Source organism: Shewanella sp. 0m-6 (genome assembly GCF_052977325.1).
The window spans coordinates 168778-188772 of the sequence record NZ_JBRIMD010000003.1; the positions used below are offsets into that span (position 1 = coordinate 168778).

Below are 19995 nucleotides of genomic sequence, written 5' to 3' on the forward strand. Positions count from 1 at the left end.
CGCCGAGCTCAAAGTCCATTTACTCATTTTAGTGTCCAGCTATTTTTTGCAGTGAATAATAATGATAAATATCCATAAAAATTGGCATTATAGCCTACTGGTCGGCCTTGTTTTTACTGGGCTAACAGCTTGCGGTGGCAGTGACGGTAGCTCAGATAATTCAGGTGGAGAGTTACCTGATGGCAAGCCTGCCACAGAGATTAACGAGTTGCAGCTCAGCATTACTGACATCACAACTAGTCAAGATGAAACACAAGTGACCGTGTTAGCAACCAACGAGAGTGATGAGTTTGTTGCGGGGTTACAAGGCCTGTCGCTGAACCACTATCTGCTATATCCACAAGGGTTTACCGGCAGTGGGAACTCCGCTCGGTGGGCAAGCAATGGTAGTTTTGAAAACTACATTAATAATGGTGATGGCACTTATACCTTCACCCGAGCTGCTGTTGAGGTCGATACAGGGCTGACGCAGCGTTTTAATATCATTTCACGAGAAGGTCCATTTAATGGCCGTAAAACATTAGCCCCACATCAAGAAGTCAGCCTCGATTTCAGCGGCGATGGCGCAGATGCGTTTTACACTAAAAGCATTGTTGCTCAAGCAAGTTGTGAGCAATGTCATAATCCCGCTGAACCTATCGCACGTCGCCATGATCAATACTTTGAATTGGAAACCTGTGTCAGCTGTCATAGTGAAACCAATATGCAGGGTAAGCGTGCAAGCTTTCAGCATTTAGTGCATGCAATCCATGATAATACTCGTGCCTTTAGCGACAGCAAAGGCAATGAGTACACGGGGCAAACTGCCGAGAAGCTACTGCAAAATAATTGTGAAACTTGCCATGTCGCTTCTAGCGAACTCAGCGAGTGGGGCAATTGGAGTCTGGTGCCAACTAAAGAGACTTGCTCAGCTTGTCATAATGCAGGCTACGACGACAATAACGAGATTAAATATGTAGCTCATTTAGCGAGTCAAATAGACAATGCCAGCTGCGGAGCTTGTCATTCTAAAAGTGATATAGAGCAAAATCATGTTGCTGATTTACGCCTAGATAACCAAGCCGCCGATTCACTCAGCTCTGAATTAACACTCACAGCAGCCGCTGATGGCATGGTTAGCGTCAATCTGCAATTACTAGACTCACAAGGTAATAAGGTTAGTGCTAATGACTATATTGACTCATTAGACTTTGTTGAAATTATTGGCAATGTTAATCCACAAGCAACGCAGCTCAATTATGGCGCTAAAGCTAAGCTGTCAGTTCGTGGGAGTGGTGATAAGAAAATTGCTGATTACCTTACTCAAGATGGCAGTATTGCCACTCAGTTTAAGCTGCTCTCAGAGCCATTCGCCCATGACACCGCTTTAGTTATTGCCGGTATACGTTTGTGTAGCGCAAAGGGGGAATTTGTTAGTTGTGGTCAACATGACAGCTACATTGCTATCGACTCCGCGGCAGCGACTGTGGCTATTGAAGGGGGAGCACTGACGACGCGCCATAATGATTCAATTGATAATAGTCGTTGTGCAGCTTGTCACTCGGATAACTTCCAAATCCATAACAGCTTTGTTGAGTCGAGTAGTGCGGCAGGTTTCACGCTGAACGACAATATGCAACTGGGGGATTGTGCTGCCTGTCACTCGACTCATGGCACTTGGGCCAATGGTGCAAACCAAGGTGCCATAGAGATGAAGTTACATCGCACCCATCAATCTCAGCCAATCGTATCTGATTGTAGTCAATGCCACAGTCAGTTTAACCTTGCCTCATTCGAGCAAAAGACGCCGTTAGCCACCGAAAAAAACGTGTACAGCTCACCTTGGGCGGCAACATGTGGTTCTTGTCATGACTTTGATAGCAAGATGAAGGATGGAACGGTTGCTGAGCATATGATGGACTTTGGTAATGCAGTTATCAATATGCCACTAGAAAGTGCGATTAGCATGGAGTCGTGTGGTATGTGTCATACCCCATCACTTAGTGATCATAGTGCCCGCAAGTTCTAATCTTCAATGACTATATATAAGAAAAGACAGCCGAGGCTGTCTTTTCTTTATCAACTGAGTTAGGCAAGTTGTTTAGGTTGCTCTTAATTAAAACCCTTGTGACACACGTTTACAGTAACGCTGCTCAAAATTAAATGGCGTCATCTTTAAGGTGCGTACGGCATCAACCCAGCCGACAACCATAGGCACAAGTGTCCAGCTAAATGCTAAGTACAGGCTGCCCTTTAAGTGCTGGCCTAAATAGAACTTGTGTAGCCCCAGTCCACCAAATAGGAAGCTAAACCAGATCGCCAATTTTTGATTTTTAATATGCATTTCTGGATCGACGCCAGAAAGGGCTTCTAGTCCCTGGGCGGCATGACATTGGGGGCAGGAAACTACATTTACGTCGATCTTATGGCTGCACTGTGGGCAATCTATGTTTTGCATTGCTAACTCCAACGGTCAAATTACTGATACCTCATTATGTGTACAAGTGTTCGCCGAAACATAGGTGCATAGTTCACAGAATGAAAATAAAACGCACATATTGCGCTGAAAGCCACACTGCTAAAAGTTAGAGCGACTGTTTAACCTTGATTAAAAAACATATATGTTCACGCCATCTACCTTTAGAGGCTTTATTAATGTGAGCTTTTAGCAATGTGTAGAACCGGCTATTGACAGCTTAGGCCAAACGTAAAAAGCCAGTTGCGCGGGCAACTGGCTTTGGTTTCTAAGCGCGTTTGTAGCTGTCGCAAGGCTAGGCTAGCAGTTTATTTGTAGCTGTATTGGCCGTAACCATTGGAGAATAACCAATCATTACCGTTTGACCACTTAATTCCAGATGCTTGTGTACATTGGCCGCCTGCATTGATAAAGCCCGCACCGTAGAAGCCTGAGCGAGTCACACTACACAAGTTCTGCTTACTATCAACTTTCGCTTTGATACGCTCACCAGTATGCAGTGGATTCCATAAAGACAACCACTGGAACTGATTAAGCTGTGACTCAAGTCGTTGCTCATTGTCACCTTGGATCACAGTGATGTCATCACCGCCGCTACAGCGGTAGTCGTTAGTCACGATTTGCTCAACAAATCCATGTACAGTTTGTACTGTGCCATTGATAGCTAGCTCAAAGCGGCAAACGGGGAGATTTTGACCATTTACTTTCATAGTGGCCAAGTTATTCAGTTCGCGTGAGCTTAATGAGTTGTAATCCATTTTAGCGCTATGATCGAACCAGCCATTACCTAGTGTGCTATTGAGCGCGTCGTAACCATGCTCTTGACCTAAGATCACGGCTTCAGGCAGTTCATCGATACCGGTTTCTAATGACGGCGTTAATTGTGCAAGGACATGCACACCTTCATTATCTTCACAGCGTAAGGTGATGTCTGCTAGCTGTTGTTGTGGCAAGTTTAAATGGAACTTATTGCTTTCGACGCTGTTGAAACGTTGGCCTGCTAGATCGTAAGACTTTGTCTGTCCTTGTTTATCAAGCACGTCAAGACGACAGACATTGTGGTGACGATATTGACTCTGCTCGATTTCATTACGCCAAATAGTGTAGGACCAATCATTATTATTGCTGTGCTTAACGCCAGGAATTTGCACGCACTTATCGCCTTGTACAAAGCCTGCACCATTGTGACCTGGGTTATTGAGATCGGTTAACATACAGATATTAACTTCACCGATATCCATGGTAGGCGTATACATAATTTTTCCGCGACCGATTGGGTATAGCAGGGCATAATCGCCACTATCCGATACCATGTGTTGGTTTTGTCCATCAATTTTCCAACGCATATCGTCACTGGTACGACAGCTATTTGTGTCATCAACGTGACCGACTAAGTTGACGTTATCACCTGCAGTCGTGACAAACTCAAATTGGCATAAACGCTTAGTTTTGCCATTGTCCGCAATCGTTTTCCAAGTGCTTAATGTCTGTTGAACCGTGGTTAAACTTTGGTAATGGTGCCAGCCGCTGTTGAGTGTTTCACCAGAGTTAACCGGTGTGTATTCAGTCGCTTCTGGTAATTGAAAGGTGTTACCGTAGTTTCCGTAAAGTACTGGGTAAATCTGGCTTGGATTAAGTCGCATAGGGTCGTAGATTCCCACTAAAGTGGTGACATTGATACCTGTATGCTCTGCTGTGCTAGCGTCTATTTCTGAATCAACATAGCGTTGCTGCTCTTGGCTCCACTTAACGTAGTAATCTGCGCTATCTGGCATTTGATTGAAGCCACTGTTAAGCCAAGTCTGAGTTGCTCTTGCTTGAGTGGGATGCTCAAAAGTGTAGTTGCTGACGACGCCAACTTTCTTGTATTCACCGCCAGCTTGGGCATCGCGTAAAAAGCGGAAGGTATCTAAATACGGTGATGAGACTTCGCCGCCTATATCTAGCTCTTCAGCTGAACCACGCCAATCGATATTACCGATAAAACGCTTAAATACCGCGTCCCAGCCCCAGCCACTTTCCATATCGTGTACTGATGCCATGCTTGGCCAGTGGCCTCGGCCGTAGTTATGGCCTAGTTCATGTGACCACTCATTACCGGTTGTGTCTTCAAGGGTTAAAATGCCGCCGCCGCCACTGCCGCCATGAACCACGGTTTCGGTTTGCTGAGTTTTTGTATCAATATATACGCCAACGTTGGTATGGGCGGTAATATGGTTAAAGTAACGGTTATAGGTTTGCGAGTTACCTGCGCTGGTAGTAATGCCGACGTTAGCATTATTAATACCAGTCGAAATCATCGCCTTGCCAATGGCTTCACGCATGTCACCAGAGTGCCAGCCACCGTCTGAGTCACTGCGCTCAGTATAAACCTTACCATTTGGCATGGTCACTACTGGAAAGTAAGCTGATGCGTATTGACCTACTACAAGTTTAGACACGGGGATCTTTTGGAAGTAATCAGCAGCATGTTCAGCCGTATTGTTAGCCATAGTATTACGGCCACGCGGCTCTGTTAGCATACCCATATCGATGTTTTGGATAATGAGCTCTGGCGCACCACCAAATTCAATGTTTTGCTGTAATAACTCGGCATAGCGACCATGATTATCAACAAATTGTAGGGATAAACCTGGTTTTACCCATTGCCACTCTAGTGGGAAACTCCACACATTGTGGCCGAAAATAACCGTTGGACGACCTTCTACTGCATACTGATCGGTTTTTGGTTGGTTGGCTGGTGACAGCATCATTTGGCGACTGACTTGCTCGCCATTTTGATAAACCTCAACCCAGATTTGGTTGATATCATCTTGCTGTGGGCTTAGTAATAGCATAGCTTCGCGGCCAATCACGATGTCTGGCGCATTGAGATCGGCATTACCGTATGGCGCAGTAAGACTGTGACTTTGCATAAATGATACATGCGCAGCTATCTCACCATCGAGGTGATTTAAGTTGCGAATACCGTCATGAAAACCCACTTTTTTGGCTTCGGTCGTGAATAGCAATGGCGTAACATCAACACAAGCAGTGGTGTTACAAGCTTGGATCTGCGCTTGATATTCGGTGCTTGGGGCTAGTTGGTTGAAGAAAAATTCAGGTGAGTCGGTTGTAAATAGTTGTGGTGCTATCTTGCTGTTGGTTTGGCTTAAACTGATTTTATATTGATTACCTGCAATATGCCCTTTCCAGGTCAGGTTTGCGCCAGTATCGAATACGCCTGATAACTCAACATCACTCAAACTAGGAGCGCTGTTACATTCTGTTTTTTCAAATCGCATAGCTTGTTCAGCTGAAAAGCTTTGGTTTGGATAATACTCAATAAAACAGCCAAGAGTATCACTACTCATGCTGCCGAATTCATCATTAATAAAATAAAAACCGTAGTCATTATTCATTACGATATCCCATTTTTCATCAAGAAAAGAGAACGTGTCGTAATAAGGTTTTAGGGCTTCATCACCGCCGTAAGGAAACGGAAATTTAGGGTAGTTATTGGGGTGTAGCTCGAAGCGATGGTTGTTGTGAACAATATAACGTTTGTTATCTTCTTCAATTACACCGTCACCAGTTATCCCTCGCTGCTGCATACTGGTGATAATGCTGAAGGTTTGTTCAGCAGCTTGTTGCATATTAACTTGTGCTTGCGCCGATAATGGCACAATTGCACTAGCAATCAGCAATGTTAAAGGTCGAACTCTATTTTGTAGCATTAAATAAATCCTTATTGAGATAAATCAATCAATAAGGCAAAACGCGTAAACATGACCCGTCACTCATCGATAACTACAATGAGTTATTTGAGTGGCAAGATACCAATGGCATCCCCGCTATCGTAGGTACAAATGACCCTTAGACCGGTGGTTTTGCGTCCCAGCCTTTCAACTGGTTTGCCTTTTTCTTTGTTGCAGCGATTGATTGCTGCAGGCGGAATGTATGTTTAACCGTGAAATAAAACAAGTATTACCGTAAATTGCTGGCTGTTTGCTGTGTTTGTGAGCGGATTGTTGCTATTTTGGGTTTGGTGGGCATATTCTTGATGCTCTAACTTGGCTAGACTGCCTGAAAAGTCAGCAGAGGTTTTCAATCAAGTTGAAATATTATGTTTGTGAGTTGAATACTGACGGAGCTGTATGACGGAGCTGTATGACGGAGTTGGCTGGGAGAGATAGAAAAGCCTAGCAGCGATAAAGGCGGATAGGCTTTTGGGAGCTAAATTAGCTAGCTTTGCTACGTCTTAAATAGGCTTAATAAAGCTCAATAAATGCTGTTTAACTTGATCTGATGCAAATGAGTTTTCAGCGCTCATCTTGTAGATTTTGAAATAATCAGCTTCGGTTAAGTTAAATTTTTCAACAGATTTTTGCAGCTCTTTAGTCATGGTCGTATCAGATACGGTACGGTTATCTGTATTAATCGTGACCAGTAAGCCATCTCTATAAAAGTCACCAAATGGATGGCTGTCTAAGCTTTCAACGGCTTTGGTTTGTACATTGCTACTAGGGCAAGCTTCAAGCGCAACCGCTTCGCTTTTGACTAAGTCGTAAGCGTCTTTATGGCTATTGATATGGATACCGTGGCCGATACGTTCTGCACCGAGTAGTGAAATGGCATCGTACACGTTTTGCCCTACGCCTTGTTCACCGGCGTGAATCGTGATGCGGTAGCCGCTTTCAAGCGCATATTTTGCGTAGGGGATGTACTCATGACTAAAACCTGGCTCTTCACTTGCAGCTAAGTCAAACGCGACCACCCCATTATTGAGGAACTTAGCGCCTGCATCGATAACATCATTGATATCATCTTTTGGCAAAACTTTAATGATAGAAAGGATGTAATTACCTTTAATATCATATAGTGCTTCAGCTTTACGCATACCCTTGATGACACTTGCAATAATTTGCTCGAAGTTAAGGCCTTGCTTGCGATGAAGCTGTGGTCCAAAGCGTACCTCTAAGTACTTCACATTCTCTTTAGCCGCATCTTCAAATAGCTCAAATGAAATGCGCTCAAGCGCTGCTTCTGTTTGCATAACCGATAACGGAAGTGCAAAGCGAGTGAGATATTCATCGAGGTTTGGGCAAGATTCTGGCGCCACCATTAACGCTTTAATGTCATCAACATTATAGCTTGGTATTTCAACACCCTGAATTTGGGCAAGGTCGATAACTGTTTGCGGGCGAACGCTACCGTCTAGGTGGCAATGAAGATCGATTTTGGGTAGCTGTAGATAATTCATGAAGCTCTCCTTTATTGATTGGTTATACCGATCTGGATAAGTAAAGGTTCAAACATTGCATAGCAAGCATAAACAAAAACTTAATTAGATTGGTATTACATAAAGTAAAGTCTTCATAATCAAGAGTTTAGGGCTCTTGGTAGAAACTCTCAAACCATATCATTGAGATTATACGAAGGGTTAATGCTAAATATTAGCATTCAATTACCCAGTTGCGAAAGATCTCAATAACAAATAACTGCAAAGTGATCTTCATTTAATGCTAAAAGTGGGCAACGGCGTAGCCTATTTTGCGAAAGTAAACCCAGCCAAAAGGTAAGAGTATTTCTCCTTTCGACTGGCTCTAATTGCATGCACTAAGCGGCATATCATGATTTGCTACGGATAACTTTGCTACGGATAGCTAGGTTACTATATAGCTGCGGCTATCTTAGTTACTAATAGCGACTCCATGACAGCTTTAGCCGTGGTGTGCTTTGAGTTTTTGAAATAAGCTGTCTTTTAAGTTAGCGCGGGTCAATTTAAGTTGATGCATATGTTCGTCATCGGTAGGACTACCGGCAATTTCAAGCTGACGAATGTCATAGTCTAAGAGGTGATATTGTTTTGATAATTTTTCAAACTCTTGGTCGGTATAGTTCAAGTAAACAATGTCTTGTTTAAACTCTGGAAAGTCGAAAATAAGCGCATGATTTTCATTTAACATAGATGCTCCTTGAAAGACTGAACTGGTTTATTTTAGAACTGCAATCACTATAGCACCATGATACTGAGTAAAGAGGTAGTTTTTCGACATTTTAGCGATCCAGTTAACAAAAATGTTGCTGTTCTGCATAGAGTGAGGCATGGCATAAAATGTCGAATTGAAATAGAAGGTTACGTGTCTTGGGGTTTAGGTGGAAAATCACGCACATGCACATCCATTTGTGGGAAGGCAATTTCAATCTCGTGCTCTCGGAACAAGCGATCAATGTTTTTATTGATGATATGAACCGTTGATAGACGTAATTCAATCGCAGTGATATGCACTCTCAATTCAAAATCAAGACTACTTGCCCCAAATGTTCTGAACACCACGGAAGGTTGTGGTTCGGGTAACACCAATGGGTGCTCATCTGCAATTTGGTACAGCAAGGTCTCCACTTGATCGATATCAGAGCCGTAAGCGACTCCAATAGGAATGACGATTCTGGTGATGGGGCTCGTCAATGACCAGTTAATTAGCTTTTCTGTAATAAAGGTCTTATTTGGCACCACTATTTCTTTGTTATCCCAATCAATAATGGTGGTTGCACGGGTCTGAATTTTACTGACTGTTCCCGATAAATCATTAATAGTGACAATATCGCCAATACGTATTGGCCGTTCAAACAAGAGAATCAAACCGGAAATGAAGTTAGCGAAAATTTCTTGTAATCCAAAGCCTAAGCCAACGCCGAATGCGGCGACCAGCCATTGCAACTTAGACCATTGAAAGCCCAATATGGAAAATGCGGCCATTAAGCCTCCCATCAAGATCACATAGCGCAGCAAGGTTGTCACGGCATAGCCTGCACCTGGAGCCAAATCAAGACGGCGTAGGACCAACAGCTCTAAAATTCCCGGTAAGTTTCGTACTCCAACAAAGGTTACGATTAATGTCACCATTGCATAAAGCAATGATTGCAGAGTCACATCCACTAGCTTCACACCGGTTTCCGTGATCTCGTTTACCTGCCATACCACGATGCTATCTAACCAGCTGGTCATCTCCAATGCACTTGACCACAGGGTTAACACCGCAACAATTAAGCCTATCAAGGAAAAACCACGTAATAAGGTTAATGATTGCTCACTTATCTGCTCACTCGCTAAACTGCGTTCTTCCACATCAGGAATCGTTTCTCTTAGCTCGGCAATTTCGGGAATTTCATCTGTTTGCTCTTGTTCTTGTTGCTGGGCAATCAGCTCTTCGCGTCGGGCTAGCAATCGTTGGTAGTTAAGTTGCCTATGCTCTAGCTTTAACCAGCGCTCTCCCATTTGATAGGTGAATAGCACTGCTAACACCACGTAAATAGTGAGTTGCTGATAGATAAGTAAAATCCATGACGCAATATAGAGCCCCATGACCGCCATAACGATAATGGTGATAAACGAGCCGATAATCACAAAACGAAATAGATAGAGAGAAAATCCTCGATTGAGAGGCGCGGGTAACGTAGAGGGCAAATGGTTTTCCTTCAACAGTGAAATAAACACCGTCATCATGACCCCCATCAGTAAGAGGAACAGCACTCGTGATATTTCTGCTTCATGGATACCAGATATAAGCTCTGCAGCAAAAATACACATCAATAAAATGATAAACGGCCAGCGAATGCGTTGCGTTCCTCGGTGCAGGTAGTCACAAATATTTTCAGGCCAATTTAGGTGTAAAGCTAATACGCCCTGCTTATAACTTAGGGCGTTAATGAGTTCGACGACAAACAGGCCTGATGCACTGGCGAAAATGAGTGTACTGAGCTCATTCGAAGTTGGTACAGGCCAAAGCCAATAGACTAACCAAGTCGTTATCACATACCAAATAGGTAAAATAAGCGCACGCAGGATTGCTAATGCAAATAACGAAAAAGTAAAGTAAAAACGGTCTTTTAATGGGTGACCAAAGACCTTATGGAGCTCATCTTTACGTCGTGCTGCGTATCGATTGAGTCGTGCAGTCATATAGATAAGAAGGCTGGTGTATAAAGCAAACACTGTGGCCAAAATTATCGACTGCCTTTGTGTCACTTTATCGAACATGTCTTTAAATGATTTATTGGTTCCAAACCAAATTTCTTCTTTAAAATCGGTAAGGTGCTGCCAGATAGGTACGTTGCTGCGCGTCCATAACTGCTGTTCTTTTAAAAAGCTGCGAGCCTTTTCAACTGTTTGCGCATATTGGTCTTTGACTAATTTTAATTGGCTCAATGCAGAAATAAGTTTTTCATAGTCCTTTGTCAATTGAGCTAATAATTGATCTAATAACGCGGCTAACTTATCAGGGGCTTTATCGCTCGCTTTATCTGCGGCAGTAGTACTTTCTAGTGCATTATCTCTTATCTGACCTATTTCGTATTTGCGAATGTGGGCTTTGGCAATACCGTCTGGGATATATCGAGTGTCCACTTTGGAAGGCAGGCGTTGCAACTGTGCTCGAATGGAAGCGCCAAAAGCGGTGCTGTCACGCAACCAGGCTAGGTTCGTTTTTATCAAGCGCTGTTCATCGGTTAAACTGCTCTGTTCCGACTCTATTTTTTGATAAGCGATCCGAGCTTTATCTATTTCTGCTAATACCTGTTCTAATTCCAAAGTATATTTTTTGAGTTGCTCTATCTGTTGTTGATCTTGTGCATCGCCTTGGGCTGACTCCTCACTAACCTGTCTTGCTTTTTCAATCAGTGTTTTAACTGAAGCTTGTTCAACTCGCGTCAATTTATCTTGTAATTTAATCAGTATTGGCGAGGCTGTTTGAATTTTTTGGTCCAACAATTGTTGTTCTAAACGCAGCAATTCAGTGCGTTCGTCTAAACTTTGTAACTGAGCGGAAGTTACTTGTCGTTGAAGTTTGAGCATGGCCAAATGGGTTGACTCAAGCCACTGATCTAACTGACTGCCTGTATCGCTTTTAATAATAGAGGCTTGTTCGATTTCTCGATCTGTTTGCGCAAGAGATTGGGGCAGAGCCGTTCTTGCATTAACCAGCTGTTTACTTTGATCACTATTGGATTGATAGCTTGAGCGCCACTCAGTCACAGCAGCCTCTAGTGTTGCGATAGATTGAGAAAGATCGCTGTACTTATTTTGTTGTCGAAAATTAAAGATCTCTAGCTGCTCTACGTCGGTTATTTTTTTTAGTAACCGCTCTCGCTGCACCGGAAACTGGCTGACAATATTTCGATATTTGTCGCGTTCGGCTTTCTGTTTTTTGTAGCCATTAACCCGGGAGAGTAAGGTCTCATATTGGTTAATTAAGGCTTCACTTTTTGGGGATTCACTATTAAGGCGAGTGATTTCACTTTTTAAAAAAGTGGCATCAGGTAGGGTTTGGGCGCTTGAAGGCATAGATAACAGCATTACCGACAAAAATAGGTAAAGCCAGCATAGTCGTCCTTTGCGCTTGAACTTGGTTACTCGACTCACGTACTTTCCCCATTTTCACTTTATTATCCATAGATATAAGTGTATACGGCTTGGAAAAAGCTGCAGGAAGTATCCCAAGATTTAAGGCGATTAATTTTGTTGTGTCACTAGGCTAGATTGCCACGTTGCGAATATAAAAATTGCAGGCTTAGGTAAAATAGCTTGCTTACCACAGAGGCTTAGCTGCTCAGTGGATAGGGTATGGCTTCATAAACAGATACACTCTCTCAATATCCACTCCTTCACCTCGAAAAATCCTCAACCTGAATAACTGGATTCGATTGAAACGGTTTTATTTCATAACAGGGAACATGGTGTCAGGGGCACTGCTTGTCTTTATTTACAATGGCTTGATGTTATTTCACAGCGGAGCCCGCAGCTAACCTGCTTTAAGGGGGTTTTACAGGGAAATAATTTGTACCTATAGTTAATTCAAAATGTGGTCTGTATTGATGTCGATACTATTTTATGGGTACGGATAACATACCGGAAATGAGTTTATTGAACGGAGCTGTATATGGCACTTCATAAAAGTAAGGCGGAGCTATTTCCCTTACTTCACCTGCTTGATGATTTTAGCCGTTTTCAACTACACAATGGCTTTATTCAAACATTAGCTGAAAAAGATTTACGCCTTCAGGCTCCACCTTCTGTGGAGCTAGATGAGTCATCTGTTATACCTTGTGTCAGTGTTTATGACGATTCACTTCATGAAAACACCTCTGCTTTGCAGCAATATTTTTGCAGTAAAAGTGCAGACGATAATGCCGCTATCCAGCAGATTTTTCAAACGCTAAGCCCGGTAAGCCACCTATCGGAAAGTCGACATAAAAGACACTATCGGTTGGTCGCTTTCGCTGAAGAGGAAAAGCTCACGCCAGTGGCTTTTGTGACCTTTAATGTTGGCTTACTCGACTCTTGGTATTCAGACGATAATACCTGTCATGACCGGCAAGTTGGTGGCTGTTGTTACTTATTATATGCCTATGTGATACCTGAGTGGCGTCACCTAGGTGTGGGGAGTTGCCTGTTTCATCTGATCTCAAACTTTTTTTGGTCCCAGTTACAGTTTATCGATGCGCAGGCTATGTCCCATGATTTAACTATGGTGCCTTTGGTTTATGAGAGCGAAGCGGCAAAAGGAGCTGAAGGGTTATTGAGTCAAGTGGCCATGAATATTAATCAGTATAAGGCGTTATCATTAACCCATGATAAATCCTCGACAAGGGTAAAGCCTTGTATGAGTAATATTTCCTAGCTCTTTATTTTAGATCTGCACTTGGTTTCCTCTATGCCCATGCCTTTACGCACTGGGTAATATTCTACTTCATTTCGTTGCTATTGCCCCTTCTATATCACGCCGAAATAGCGTGATACGAAATTGCGTGATAATAGTAGGCTAAATGCTAAATGCTAAATGCTAAATGCTAAACGCTACACTCTAGACTTTAAGATCTAAGCTCCAGCCGCCGGCAATAAGGTTTCTTTTGATTACTGTATCCAAGTCACTCTCGGCTTGCCCTACGGGAGCGCAGAATCGAGCATCTTGTGGTCATTTGGGTAAAGGTATCGATGCACTTACTCGTGGTTTCTATCTGGTTATAAGGAAATGTTTACAGTTAGCGCTTTGGGTGTTTTCTGTATGAGTCAGGCTCTAGGCTTATGTTCTGTTAGAATACTGCGCATAATAATACCTATAAGCACGTTTTTTGGAGCTCATGAAAGAATTTATCATTATTGGCGCGGGTCAGTCTGGACTGTCTATGGCCTATAACTTGTCTAAGCATAATCAAGATTACTTGATTTTAGATGCCAACGAACATATTGGTGCGCCTTGGTTAAAGCGCTGGGATTCTCTAAAGTTGTTTACTCCGACTGAATATAACCACCTACCAGGGATGCCATTTCCGTTCCCTAAAGGGTATTACCCCAATAAATATGAAGTGGCAGATTACTTAAAGAGTTATGCCGAGAGGTTTTCGATACCTATTGAATTCAATCAAAGAATTACTTCGGTAAAGAAAGTCGATGGTATTTTTGAGATCACCAGTGACACCGCCAGCTATCAAGCCAAACAACTCATTATCGCCACCGGCCCTTTTCATACTCCCTATACGCCGCCTTGCCATGTCAATATCGCAGAAGATATTACTCAATTACACAGTGAAAACTACAAAAGCCCAGCACAGCTACAAGAGGGTGACTGTTTAGTGGTTGGAGCGGGTGATTCTGGCGTGCAAATTTTATCAGAAATTGCTGATACCGGGCGCAAAGTTCACTTCTCTGGTACAGATAAAATCACCGCTATTCCGCAGTCATTTTTAGGTAAAACGCTATGGTGGTGGTTTACTCATATAGGCTTTTTATCGGTTAACCGTTTTAGCAAAATAGGCAAATGGTTGAGTAAGGGCGGGCAGCCTGTTATCGGTACTGATGTGAAATCTCTTCTGGCAAAAGAAAATGTGATTCATATGGGCAGAACATTGTCAGCTGATGCAAGTAGTATCAAGTTTCAAAAAGGCAGTATCAGCAGTATCAAAAACATTATTTGGGCTACCGGTTTTAAACCCAATTTCTTTTGGATTGAAGATATCTCTTTTGATGAGATGAACTACCCGAGTAATTATCGCGGCGTGAGTAAAGACGTTGATGGATTGTATTTTATTGGTCTGCCTTGGTTGTATACCCGCGGCTCTGCAACACTCGGCGGTGTTTGGAAAGATGCTAAATACCTGATGACTCATATTCAGGAAAGTAAGTAAACGTAATAGCAAAGTCCCACTGATAGGGTTATCAGTAGGACAATAATTGAATTCCATCTTACTCTTTCTTCGCCCCTGCACGCTTGGTACAAGCGTGTTGAGGACTCTTATGGCTGTTAGTTTTAGGCCTACGGCCACCGAACAAACAAGTTTGTTCTCCCGCTCAAGGCTGGCTCTTTACTCTGGATCATAGTCAAGCACAGGGGCTAACCATCTTTCCGTTTCTTCAATGCTCATACCTTTACGTGCTGCGTAATCTTCTACCTGATCGCGGCCAATATTGGTGACGCCAAAGTAGCGGGATTTAGGATGGGCAAAGTACCAACCCGAAACAGCAGCCGTTGGGAACATGGCATAACTTTCAGTGATGTTAAGGCCAATGGTTTCATCTGGCTTTAATAAATCCCAAAGCAGACCTTTTTCTGTGTGGTCAGGGCAAGCAGGGTATCCTGGTGCAGGGCGAATACCTTTGTACTTTTCACGAATAAGCGCTTCATTATCGAGTACTTCATCGCTGGCATAACCCCAAAACTCTTTACGTACACGCTCATGCATACGCTCGGCAAAGGCCTCGGCTAAACGGTCTGCTAAGCATTTAAGCATAATGGCGCTGTAGTCATCATGGTCGGCTTCAAAGCGCGCCACATGCTCGTCGATGCCATGGCCTGCTGTTACCGCAAAGCCCCCCATATAATCGGCAACCCCTGAGTCTTTTGGCGCAACAAAATCAGCTAAGCAGAAGTTGTCGTTACCGACGCGCTCAATCTGCATCCGCAGGTGGTGCAGGGTGATGATTGGTTGCTCGCGAGATTCATCCGTCCCATCGGCAGAGTAAAGCTCAATATCGTCATGGTTAACGGTATTGGCAGGGAACAAGCCGATAACTGCTTTGGCGGTAAGCCACTTTTCACTGATTATTTTATCCAGCATGGCTTTACCATCAGCGAATAATTTACGCGCTTCAACACCCACCACTTCATCATCTAAAATACGTGGGAAGTGACCGTGTAGCTCCCAACTGCGGAAAAATGGCGTCCAGTCGATACGTTCAACCAAATCCTCTAGCGGATAATCATCAAATACCTGGCGACCCAGCACGTTAGGCACAAATGGAGTGTAGTTTGCCCAGTCGTGCTGGCAGCGGTTTTCACGCGCAGCTTCTATAGATGTGATGATTTTACGTTTGGTTTGCGATAGACGCTTTTCGCGCATCATATCGTATTCTTCATAAGCTGCGTTGATAGTTGCTTGGCGAGTGTCGTTGTTAATCAGCTTTGACACCATAGGTACGGCGCGCGAGGCATCAGCAATGTAGATGGCCCCCGTTGGTGCGTGCGGCGCAATCTTCACAGCGGTATGAATTTTTGAGCAAGTCGCACCGCCAATGATTGACGGAATCGTTAAGCCGGCTTTGTGGAAACTCTTAACGTTATGCACCATCTCATCAAGGCTTGGCGTGATAAGCCCTGACATGCCGATAATATCGACATTTTCAGCCTTGGCGACTTCGATAATTTTCTCCACCGGCACCATCACGCCTAAATCAATCACTTCATAGCCGTTACAAGCCAGTACCACACCAACGATGTTCTTACCGATATCGTGCACATCCCCCTTAACGGTAACCATTAAAATTTTACCGTTAGACTGGCCTGGGACTTTTTCAAGCTCAATATAAGGGTTTAAATAGGCAACGGCTTTTTTCATTACGCGCGCAGATTTAACCACTTGTGGCAGGAACATTTTACCGGAACCAAATAGGTCGCCAACAATGTTCATCCCATCCATTAGCGGCCCTTCAATCACATCGAGTGGGCGAGTGGCCTGTTGGCGTGCTTCTTCAGTATCTGCATCAATAAAGTCGGTAATACCTTTAACCAGCGCATGGGCTAAACGCTCATTTACCGGCTTAGTGCGCCACTCTAAATCTTCTTTCTTAACGGTTTGGCTGCCATCGCCGCGAAATTTTTCCGCAACCTCTAACAAGAGTTCAGTGTTGTTAGTCGGCTCCCCATTTTTATCGACAGCGCTGCAAGGTAAGTTCTGTACGATTGCCTCAACTCGCTCTTTTAATTCGGTGTCGATATCATCATAAATCGCCAGTTGTCCGGCGTTGACGATACCCATGTCCATGCCTGCTTGAATTGCATGATACAAAAATACGGCATGAATCGCTTCACGCACCGGGTTGTTACCACGAAACGAGAACGACACGTTCGACACGCCGCCAGAGATCATCGCATGAGGTAGGGTGCGTTTTATTTCACGGGTAGCTTCGATAAAATCAACGGCATAGTTATCGTGCTCTTCAATACCTGTGGCAATGGCAAAGATGTTGGGGTCAAAGATAATGTCTTCTGGCGGAAAACCGACTTTATCTACCAGCACGTTATAGGCGCGAGTACAAATCTCGATTTTACGCGCTTTGGTGTCGGCTTGGCCTTGTTCATCGAACGCCATGATAATTGCCGCAGCGCCGTAGCGTTTAACTAAGGTTGCTTGCTCGATGAATTTTTCTTCACCCTCTTTAAGCGAGATAGAGTTAACGATGCCTTTACCTTGAATGCATTTAAGGCCCGCTTCAATCACTTCCCACTTAGAGGAGTCGATCATAATCGGTACGCGCGAGATATCAGGCTCTGAGGCGATAAGGTTGAGGAATTTATGCATGGTTTCGGCACCATCAAGCATGCCTTCATCCATGTTGATATCGATTATCTGTGCGCCGCTTTCAACTTGCTCACGGGCAACCGACAGCGCTTCTTCATATTCGCCAGTTTTGATCAGGCGTAAAAACTTAGCCGATCCGGTTACGTTAGTGCGTTCACCGACGTTCAAAAATAGCGAATTTTTATCAATGGTCAGTGGCTCAAGCCCTGATAGACGACATGCAATTGGGATGTCGGGCTGTACGCGGGCCGGGTGCTTAATAACGGCTTGTCGGATAACGCGGATATGATCAGGCGTGGTACCACAGCATCCACCAATGATATTTAAAAAGCCCTCTTCGGCCCACTCTTCAATGATTTCCGCCATCTGCTCTGGAGTTTCATCGTAGCCACCAAATTCATTGGGTAGACCAGCATTTGGGTGCGCCGACACAAAGCATTCAGATATTTTTGACAGCTCTTCTACATATGGTCGAAGCTCTTTTGGTCCAAGGGCGCAGTTAAGGCCGATAGACAGAGGCTTAACGTGGCGCAGTGAGTTATAAAAAGCTTCGGTGGTTTGTCCGGTAAGGGTACGCCCTGAGGCGTCGGTAATCGTCCCCGAGATCATAATCGGTAGACGGAATTCTTGTTCATCAAACACGGTTTCAATCGCAAATAATGCCGCCTTTGCATTAAGCGTATCAAAAATGGTCTCGACCATAATGATGTCTGCGCCGCCAGCGATAAGTGCATTGATTGACTCAATGTAGGCTTCAACTAGCTCATCAAAGCTAACGTTACGAAAGCCGGGATCATTAACATCTGGACTAATGGAGCAAGTGCGATTGGTCGGGCCTAAAACACCAGCCACATAACATTGGCGACCCGTCTCTGCTTCAACTTCATTGGCGGCTTCGCGGGCAATGCGTGCGCCTGCTAAGTTGATCGCAGCTGAATGCTCCTGCATGTCGTAATCGGCCATGGCGATGCGGGTGGCATTAAAGGTGTTGGTCTCTATGATGTCAGAGCCGGCTAACAGGTAGTCTTTATGGATCTGCTTGATAGCATCGGCTTGGGTGAGCACCAACATGTCGTTGTTGCCCTTTACATCACAATGCCAGTCTTTGAACTGTTCACCACGAAAGTCATGTTCTTCAAATTTGCGATCTTGGATCATGGTGCCCATCGCGCCGTCGAGGATAAGGATCCCATCTTGAAGCTTTTGGGTAAGTACTGCTAAAACCTTGTCGGCAGAGTCTTGAGTATGTGCTACTGCGCTCAAGGCATGTGTTGGGGTACAAGTTGCCATAGATAATTCCTACCAGTTCGCAAATCGTTATTCTTGTAATACCAAGCAAAATAAGTCTCTGAATACTTAACTTACCTAGATCTGGTGTAAATCATGTCCGTTATTTTCAGTTAAGGTCGTTTATTATTAGTGACCTTTTATTTTGTTTGGACATTTATACGTATAGACGTCCATAATACGTGAGAGGCGATAAAAAGTGCAAGTGCTAAAGCATGATACTTTTTCAGCATTAAAAGCCAATGAATTTTAACTAAGTTGCTGATAAATAATGAAGGTCAACAGGTATAATGCAAACCACTAAGGTGATTTTACTTCGGCACGGCGAATGCGATGGTGGCAATATTTTACGCGGCCAAGTTGATGTTGCGTTAACTGAGCTTGGTCAGTTGCAGATGAAAAAGGCATTTTCCGCCTTATGCTTAACCGATTTGTCAGTCGATTTTACCGTTGGTTTTACTGTTAATAGTGTGATTAGTTCACCGCTTCAGCGCTGCGCCAACATCGCAGAGCAATTGGCTCGTGAGCATGATTTAGACTTTTCTATTGAAGCAGGTTTTAAAGAGCTGAACTTCGGCGATTGGGACGGACAAACCTTCGACGCGCTTTATCAAACTTGTGGCTCAGCGCTTGATAACTACTGGAAAAACCCTTGGTTGTTATCGCCGCCTCATGGCGAGTCTATGCAAGATTTTGAGGCGCGTATCGATAAAGCCTGGCAGGCGATGCTTGAGCTGCATCAAGGAAAGACGGTATTAGTGGTGACTCACGGTGGCGTAATACGTCATTTAATGAGTAAAGCTCTGGACGTCAGTCAGTGTGCGGGTTTTTACACCTCGCTTAAATTGCCTTACGCGGCCACGGTAGTGATTGATGTGCTGCACAATGATAATAAGCAGTTCATGACCCTAAATTGGCGGTAGAAGTTTAAAGAAGGACCTAGAACCTATGACCTAGGACCTAGGACCTAGGACCTAGAGCCTAGAGCTTAGAGCTTAGAGCCTAGAGCCTAGAACCTAGAACCTAGAACCTAGAACCTAGAACCTTTTTATCGTAGGTCGGGCTTTAGCCCGTCAATCTTGGTTTTATTTATAAAACAAAGGTGATATCAGCCTTGCTGGTATGATGCTAAACTGCGGCGTTAGCTTACTTGAGTGCTACTGTCTGCATTAAGGTTAGTGCTTAATACTCACGGGGATTGTCGCTGGGATAGTCTCGTTAGTATCAGCGCGACTAAGCTAATAATAAGTCAAACAAAATGAAAGCTAGGTGCTTAATCGCATAAAGGGAACCGGAGGCTGGCAGTTATTCGCCGCTTAGTCCGGACTGTACCCGCAACTGTAGGGAAGGTTAGCCATAGGGCTGTGCTTCCAAGTCAGATACCTGCCTAGCTTATGTTGTTCAGTACGTATGACTCA

The 19995-nt window shown here is 44.0% G+C and carries 10 protein-coding genes and 3 riboswitches; of the genes, 4 read left to right on the plus strand and 6 right to left on the minus strand.

Annotated elements, in window-relative coordinates:
- The first annotated feature begins 61 nt into the window (after positions 1 to 61).
- Positions 62 to 2008 (plus strand): multiheme c-type cytochrome, encoded by a 1947-nt coding sequence (locus ACVBJC_RS03510; RefSeq protein ID WP_447159495.1) that lies wholly within the window; start codon positions 62 to 64, stop codon positions 2006 to 2008.
- Positions 2009 to 2095: 87 nt separating this feature from the next.
- On the opposite strand, the gene ACVBJC_RS03515 is transcribed toward ACVBJC_RS03510, so the two are convergent.
- The 5 genes from ACVBJC_RS03515 to ACVBJC_RS03535 form a co-directional block, all read right to left on the minus strand.
- Positions 2096 to 2437, minus strand: a complete 342-nt coding sequence (locus ACVBJC_RS03515) for an NINE protein (RefSeq protein WP_447159496.1) — start codon at positions 2435 to 2437, stop codon at positions 2096 to 2098.
- 326 nt (positions 2438 to 2763) lie between these two features.
- Complete coding sequence (locus tag ACVBJC_RS03520; protein WP_447159497.1) at positions 2764 to 6171, minus strand: M66 family metalloprotease; 3408 nt, start codon at positions 6169 to 6171, stop codon at positions 2764 to 2766.
- A 104-nt stretch (positions 6172 to 6275) separates the two neighbouring features.
- Positions 6276 to 6363: riboswitch (cyclic di-GMP riboswitch) on the minus strand.
- A 332-nt stretch (positions 6364 to 6695) separates the two neighbouring features.
- Positions 6696 to 7697, minus strand: coding sequence for an adenosine deaminase (gene add / locus ACVBJC_RS03525; RefSeq protein WP_447159498.1), 1002 nt, complete (start codon positions 7695 to 7697; stop codon positions 6696 to 6698).
- 96 nt (positions 7698 to 7793) lie between these two features.
- Positions 7794 to 7893, minus strand: a riboswitch (purine riboswitch).
- Between the two features lie 264 nt (positions 7894 to 8157).
- Entirely contained in the window at positions 8158 to 8403 is a 246-nt protein-coding gene (locus ACVBJC_RS03530; RefSeq protein ID WP_447159499.1) for a YdcH family protein, read from the minus strand.
- 170 nt (positions 8404 to 8573) lie between these two features.
- Positions 8574 to 11858 (minus strand): mechanosensitive ion channel domain-containing protein, encoded by a 3285-nt coding sequence (locus tag ACVBJC_RS03535; RefSeq protein WP_447159500.1) that lies wholly within the window; start codon positions 11856 to 11858, stop codon positions 8574 to 8576.
- Between the two features lie 517 nt (positions 11859 to 12375).
- Here ACVBJC_RS03535 and ACVBJC_RS03540 point away from each other — a divergent pair.
- Together ACVBJC_RS03540 and ACVBJC_RS03545 are read left to right on the plus strand one after the other, a co-directional pair.
- A complete protein-coding gene (locus ACVBJC_RS03540; RefSeq protein WP_447159501.1) occupies positions 12376 to 13116 on the plus strand; it encodes a hypothetical protein in 741 nt (246 codons plus the stop codon).
- 460 nt (positions 13117 to 13576) lie between these two features.
- Positions 13577 to 14620 (plus strand): flavin-containing monooxygenase, encoded by a 1044-nt coding sequence (locus ACVBJC_RS03545; RefSeq protein ID WP_447159502.1) that lies wholly within the window; start codon positions 13577 to 13579, stop codon positions 14618 to 14620.
- Between the two features lie 177 nt (positions 14621 to 14797).
- Here ACVBJC_RS03545 and metH read toward each other — a convergent pair whose 3' ends face one another.
- Positions 14798 to 18580, minus strand: a complete 3783-nt coding sequence (gene metH / locus ACVBJC_RS03550) for a methionine synthase (protein WP_447159503.1) — start codon at positions 18578 to 18580, stop codon at positions 14798 to 14800.
- A 287-nt stretch (positions 18581 to 18867) separates the two neighbouring features.
- Here metH and ACVBJC_RS03555 point away from each other — a divergent pair, with 287 nt between their 5' ends.
- On the plus strand, positions 18868 to 19500 hold the full coding sequence (locus tag ACVBJC_RS03555; protein WP_447159504.1) for a histidine phosphatase family protein: 633 nt from the start codon (positions 18868 to 18870) through the stop codon (positions 19498 to 19500).
- A gap of 327 nt (positions 19501 to 19827) precedes the next feature.
- A riboswitch (cobalamin riboswitch) is annotated at positions 19828 to 19982 on the plus strand.
- Positions 19983 to 19995: the final 13 nt, after the last annotated feature.

What these genes read in the sequence shown, in the direction of transcription:
- ACVBJC_RS03510 (WP_447159495.1), top strand. Translation starts at nt 62, where the DNA reads ATGATAAATATCCATAAAAATTGGCATTATAGCCTACTGGTCGGCCTT.
- ACVBJC_RS03515 (WP_447159496.1), bottom strand. Translation starts at nt 2,437, where the DNA reads ATGCAAAACATAGATTGCCCACAGTGCAGCCATAAGATCGACGTAAAT.
- ACVBJC_RS03520 (WP_447159497.1), bottom strand. Translation starts at nt 6,171, where the DNA reads ATGCTACAAAATAGAGTTCGACCTTTAACATTGCTGATTGCTAGTGCA.
- add (WP_447159498.1), bottom strand. Translation starts at nt 7,697, where the DNA reads ATGAATTATCTACAGCTACCCAAAATCGATCTTCATTGCCACCTAGAC.
- ACVBJC_RS03530 (WP_447159499.1), bottom strand. Translation starts at nt 8,403, where the DNA reads ATGTTAAATGAAAATCATGCGCTTATTTTCGACTTTCCAGAGTTTAAA.
- ACVBJC_RS03540 (WP_447159501.1), top strand. Translation starts at nt 12,376, where the DNA reads ATGGCACTTCATAAAAGTAAGGCGGAGCTATTTCCCTTACTTCACCTG.
- ACVBJC_RS03545 (WP_447159502.1), top strand. Translation starts at nt 13,577, where the DNA reads ATGAAAGAATTTATCATTATTGGCGCGGGTCAGTCTGGACTGTCTATG.
- metH (WP_447159503.1), bottom strand. Translation starts at nt 18,580, where the DNA reads ATGGCAACTTGTACCCCAACACATGCCTTGAGCGCAGTAGCACATACT.
- ACVBJC_RS03555 (WP_447159504.1), top strand. Translation starts at nt 18,868, where the DNA reads ATGCAAACCACTAAGGTGATTTTACTTCGGCACGGCGAATGCGATGGT.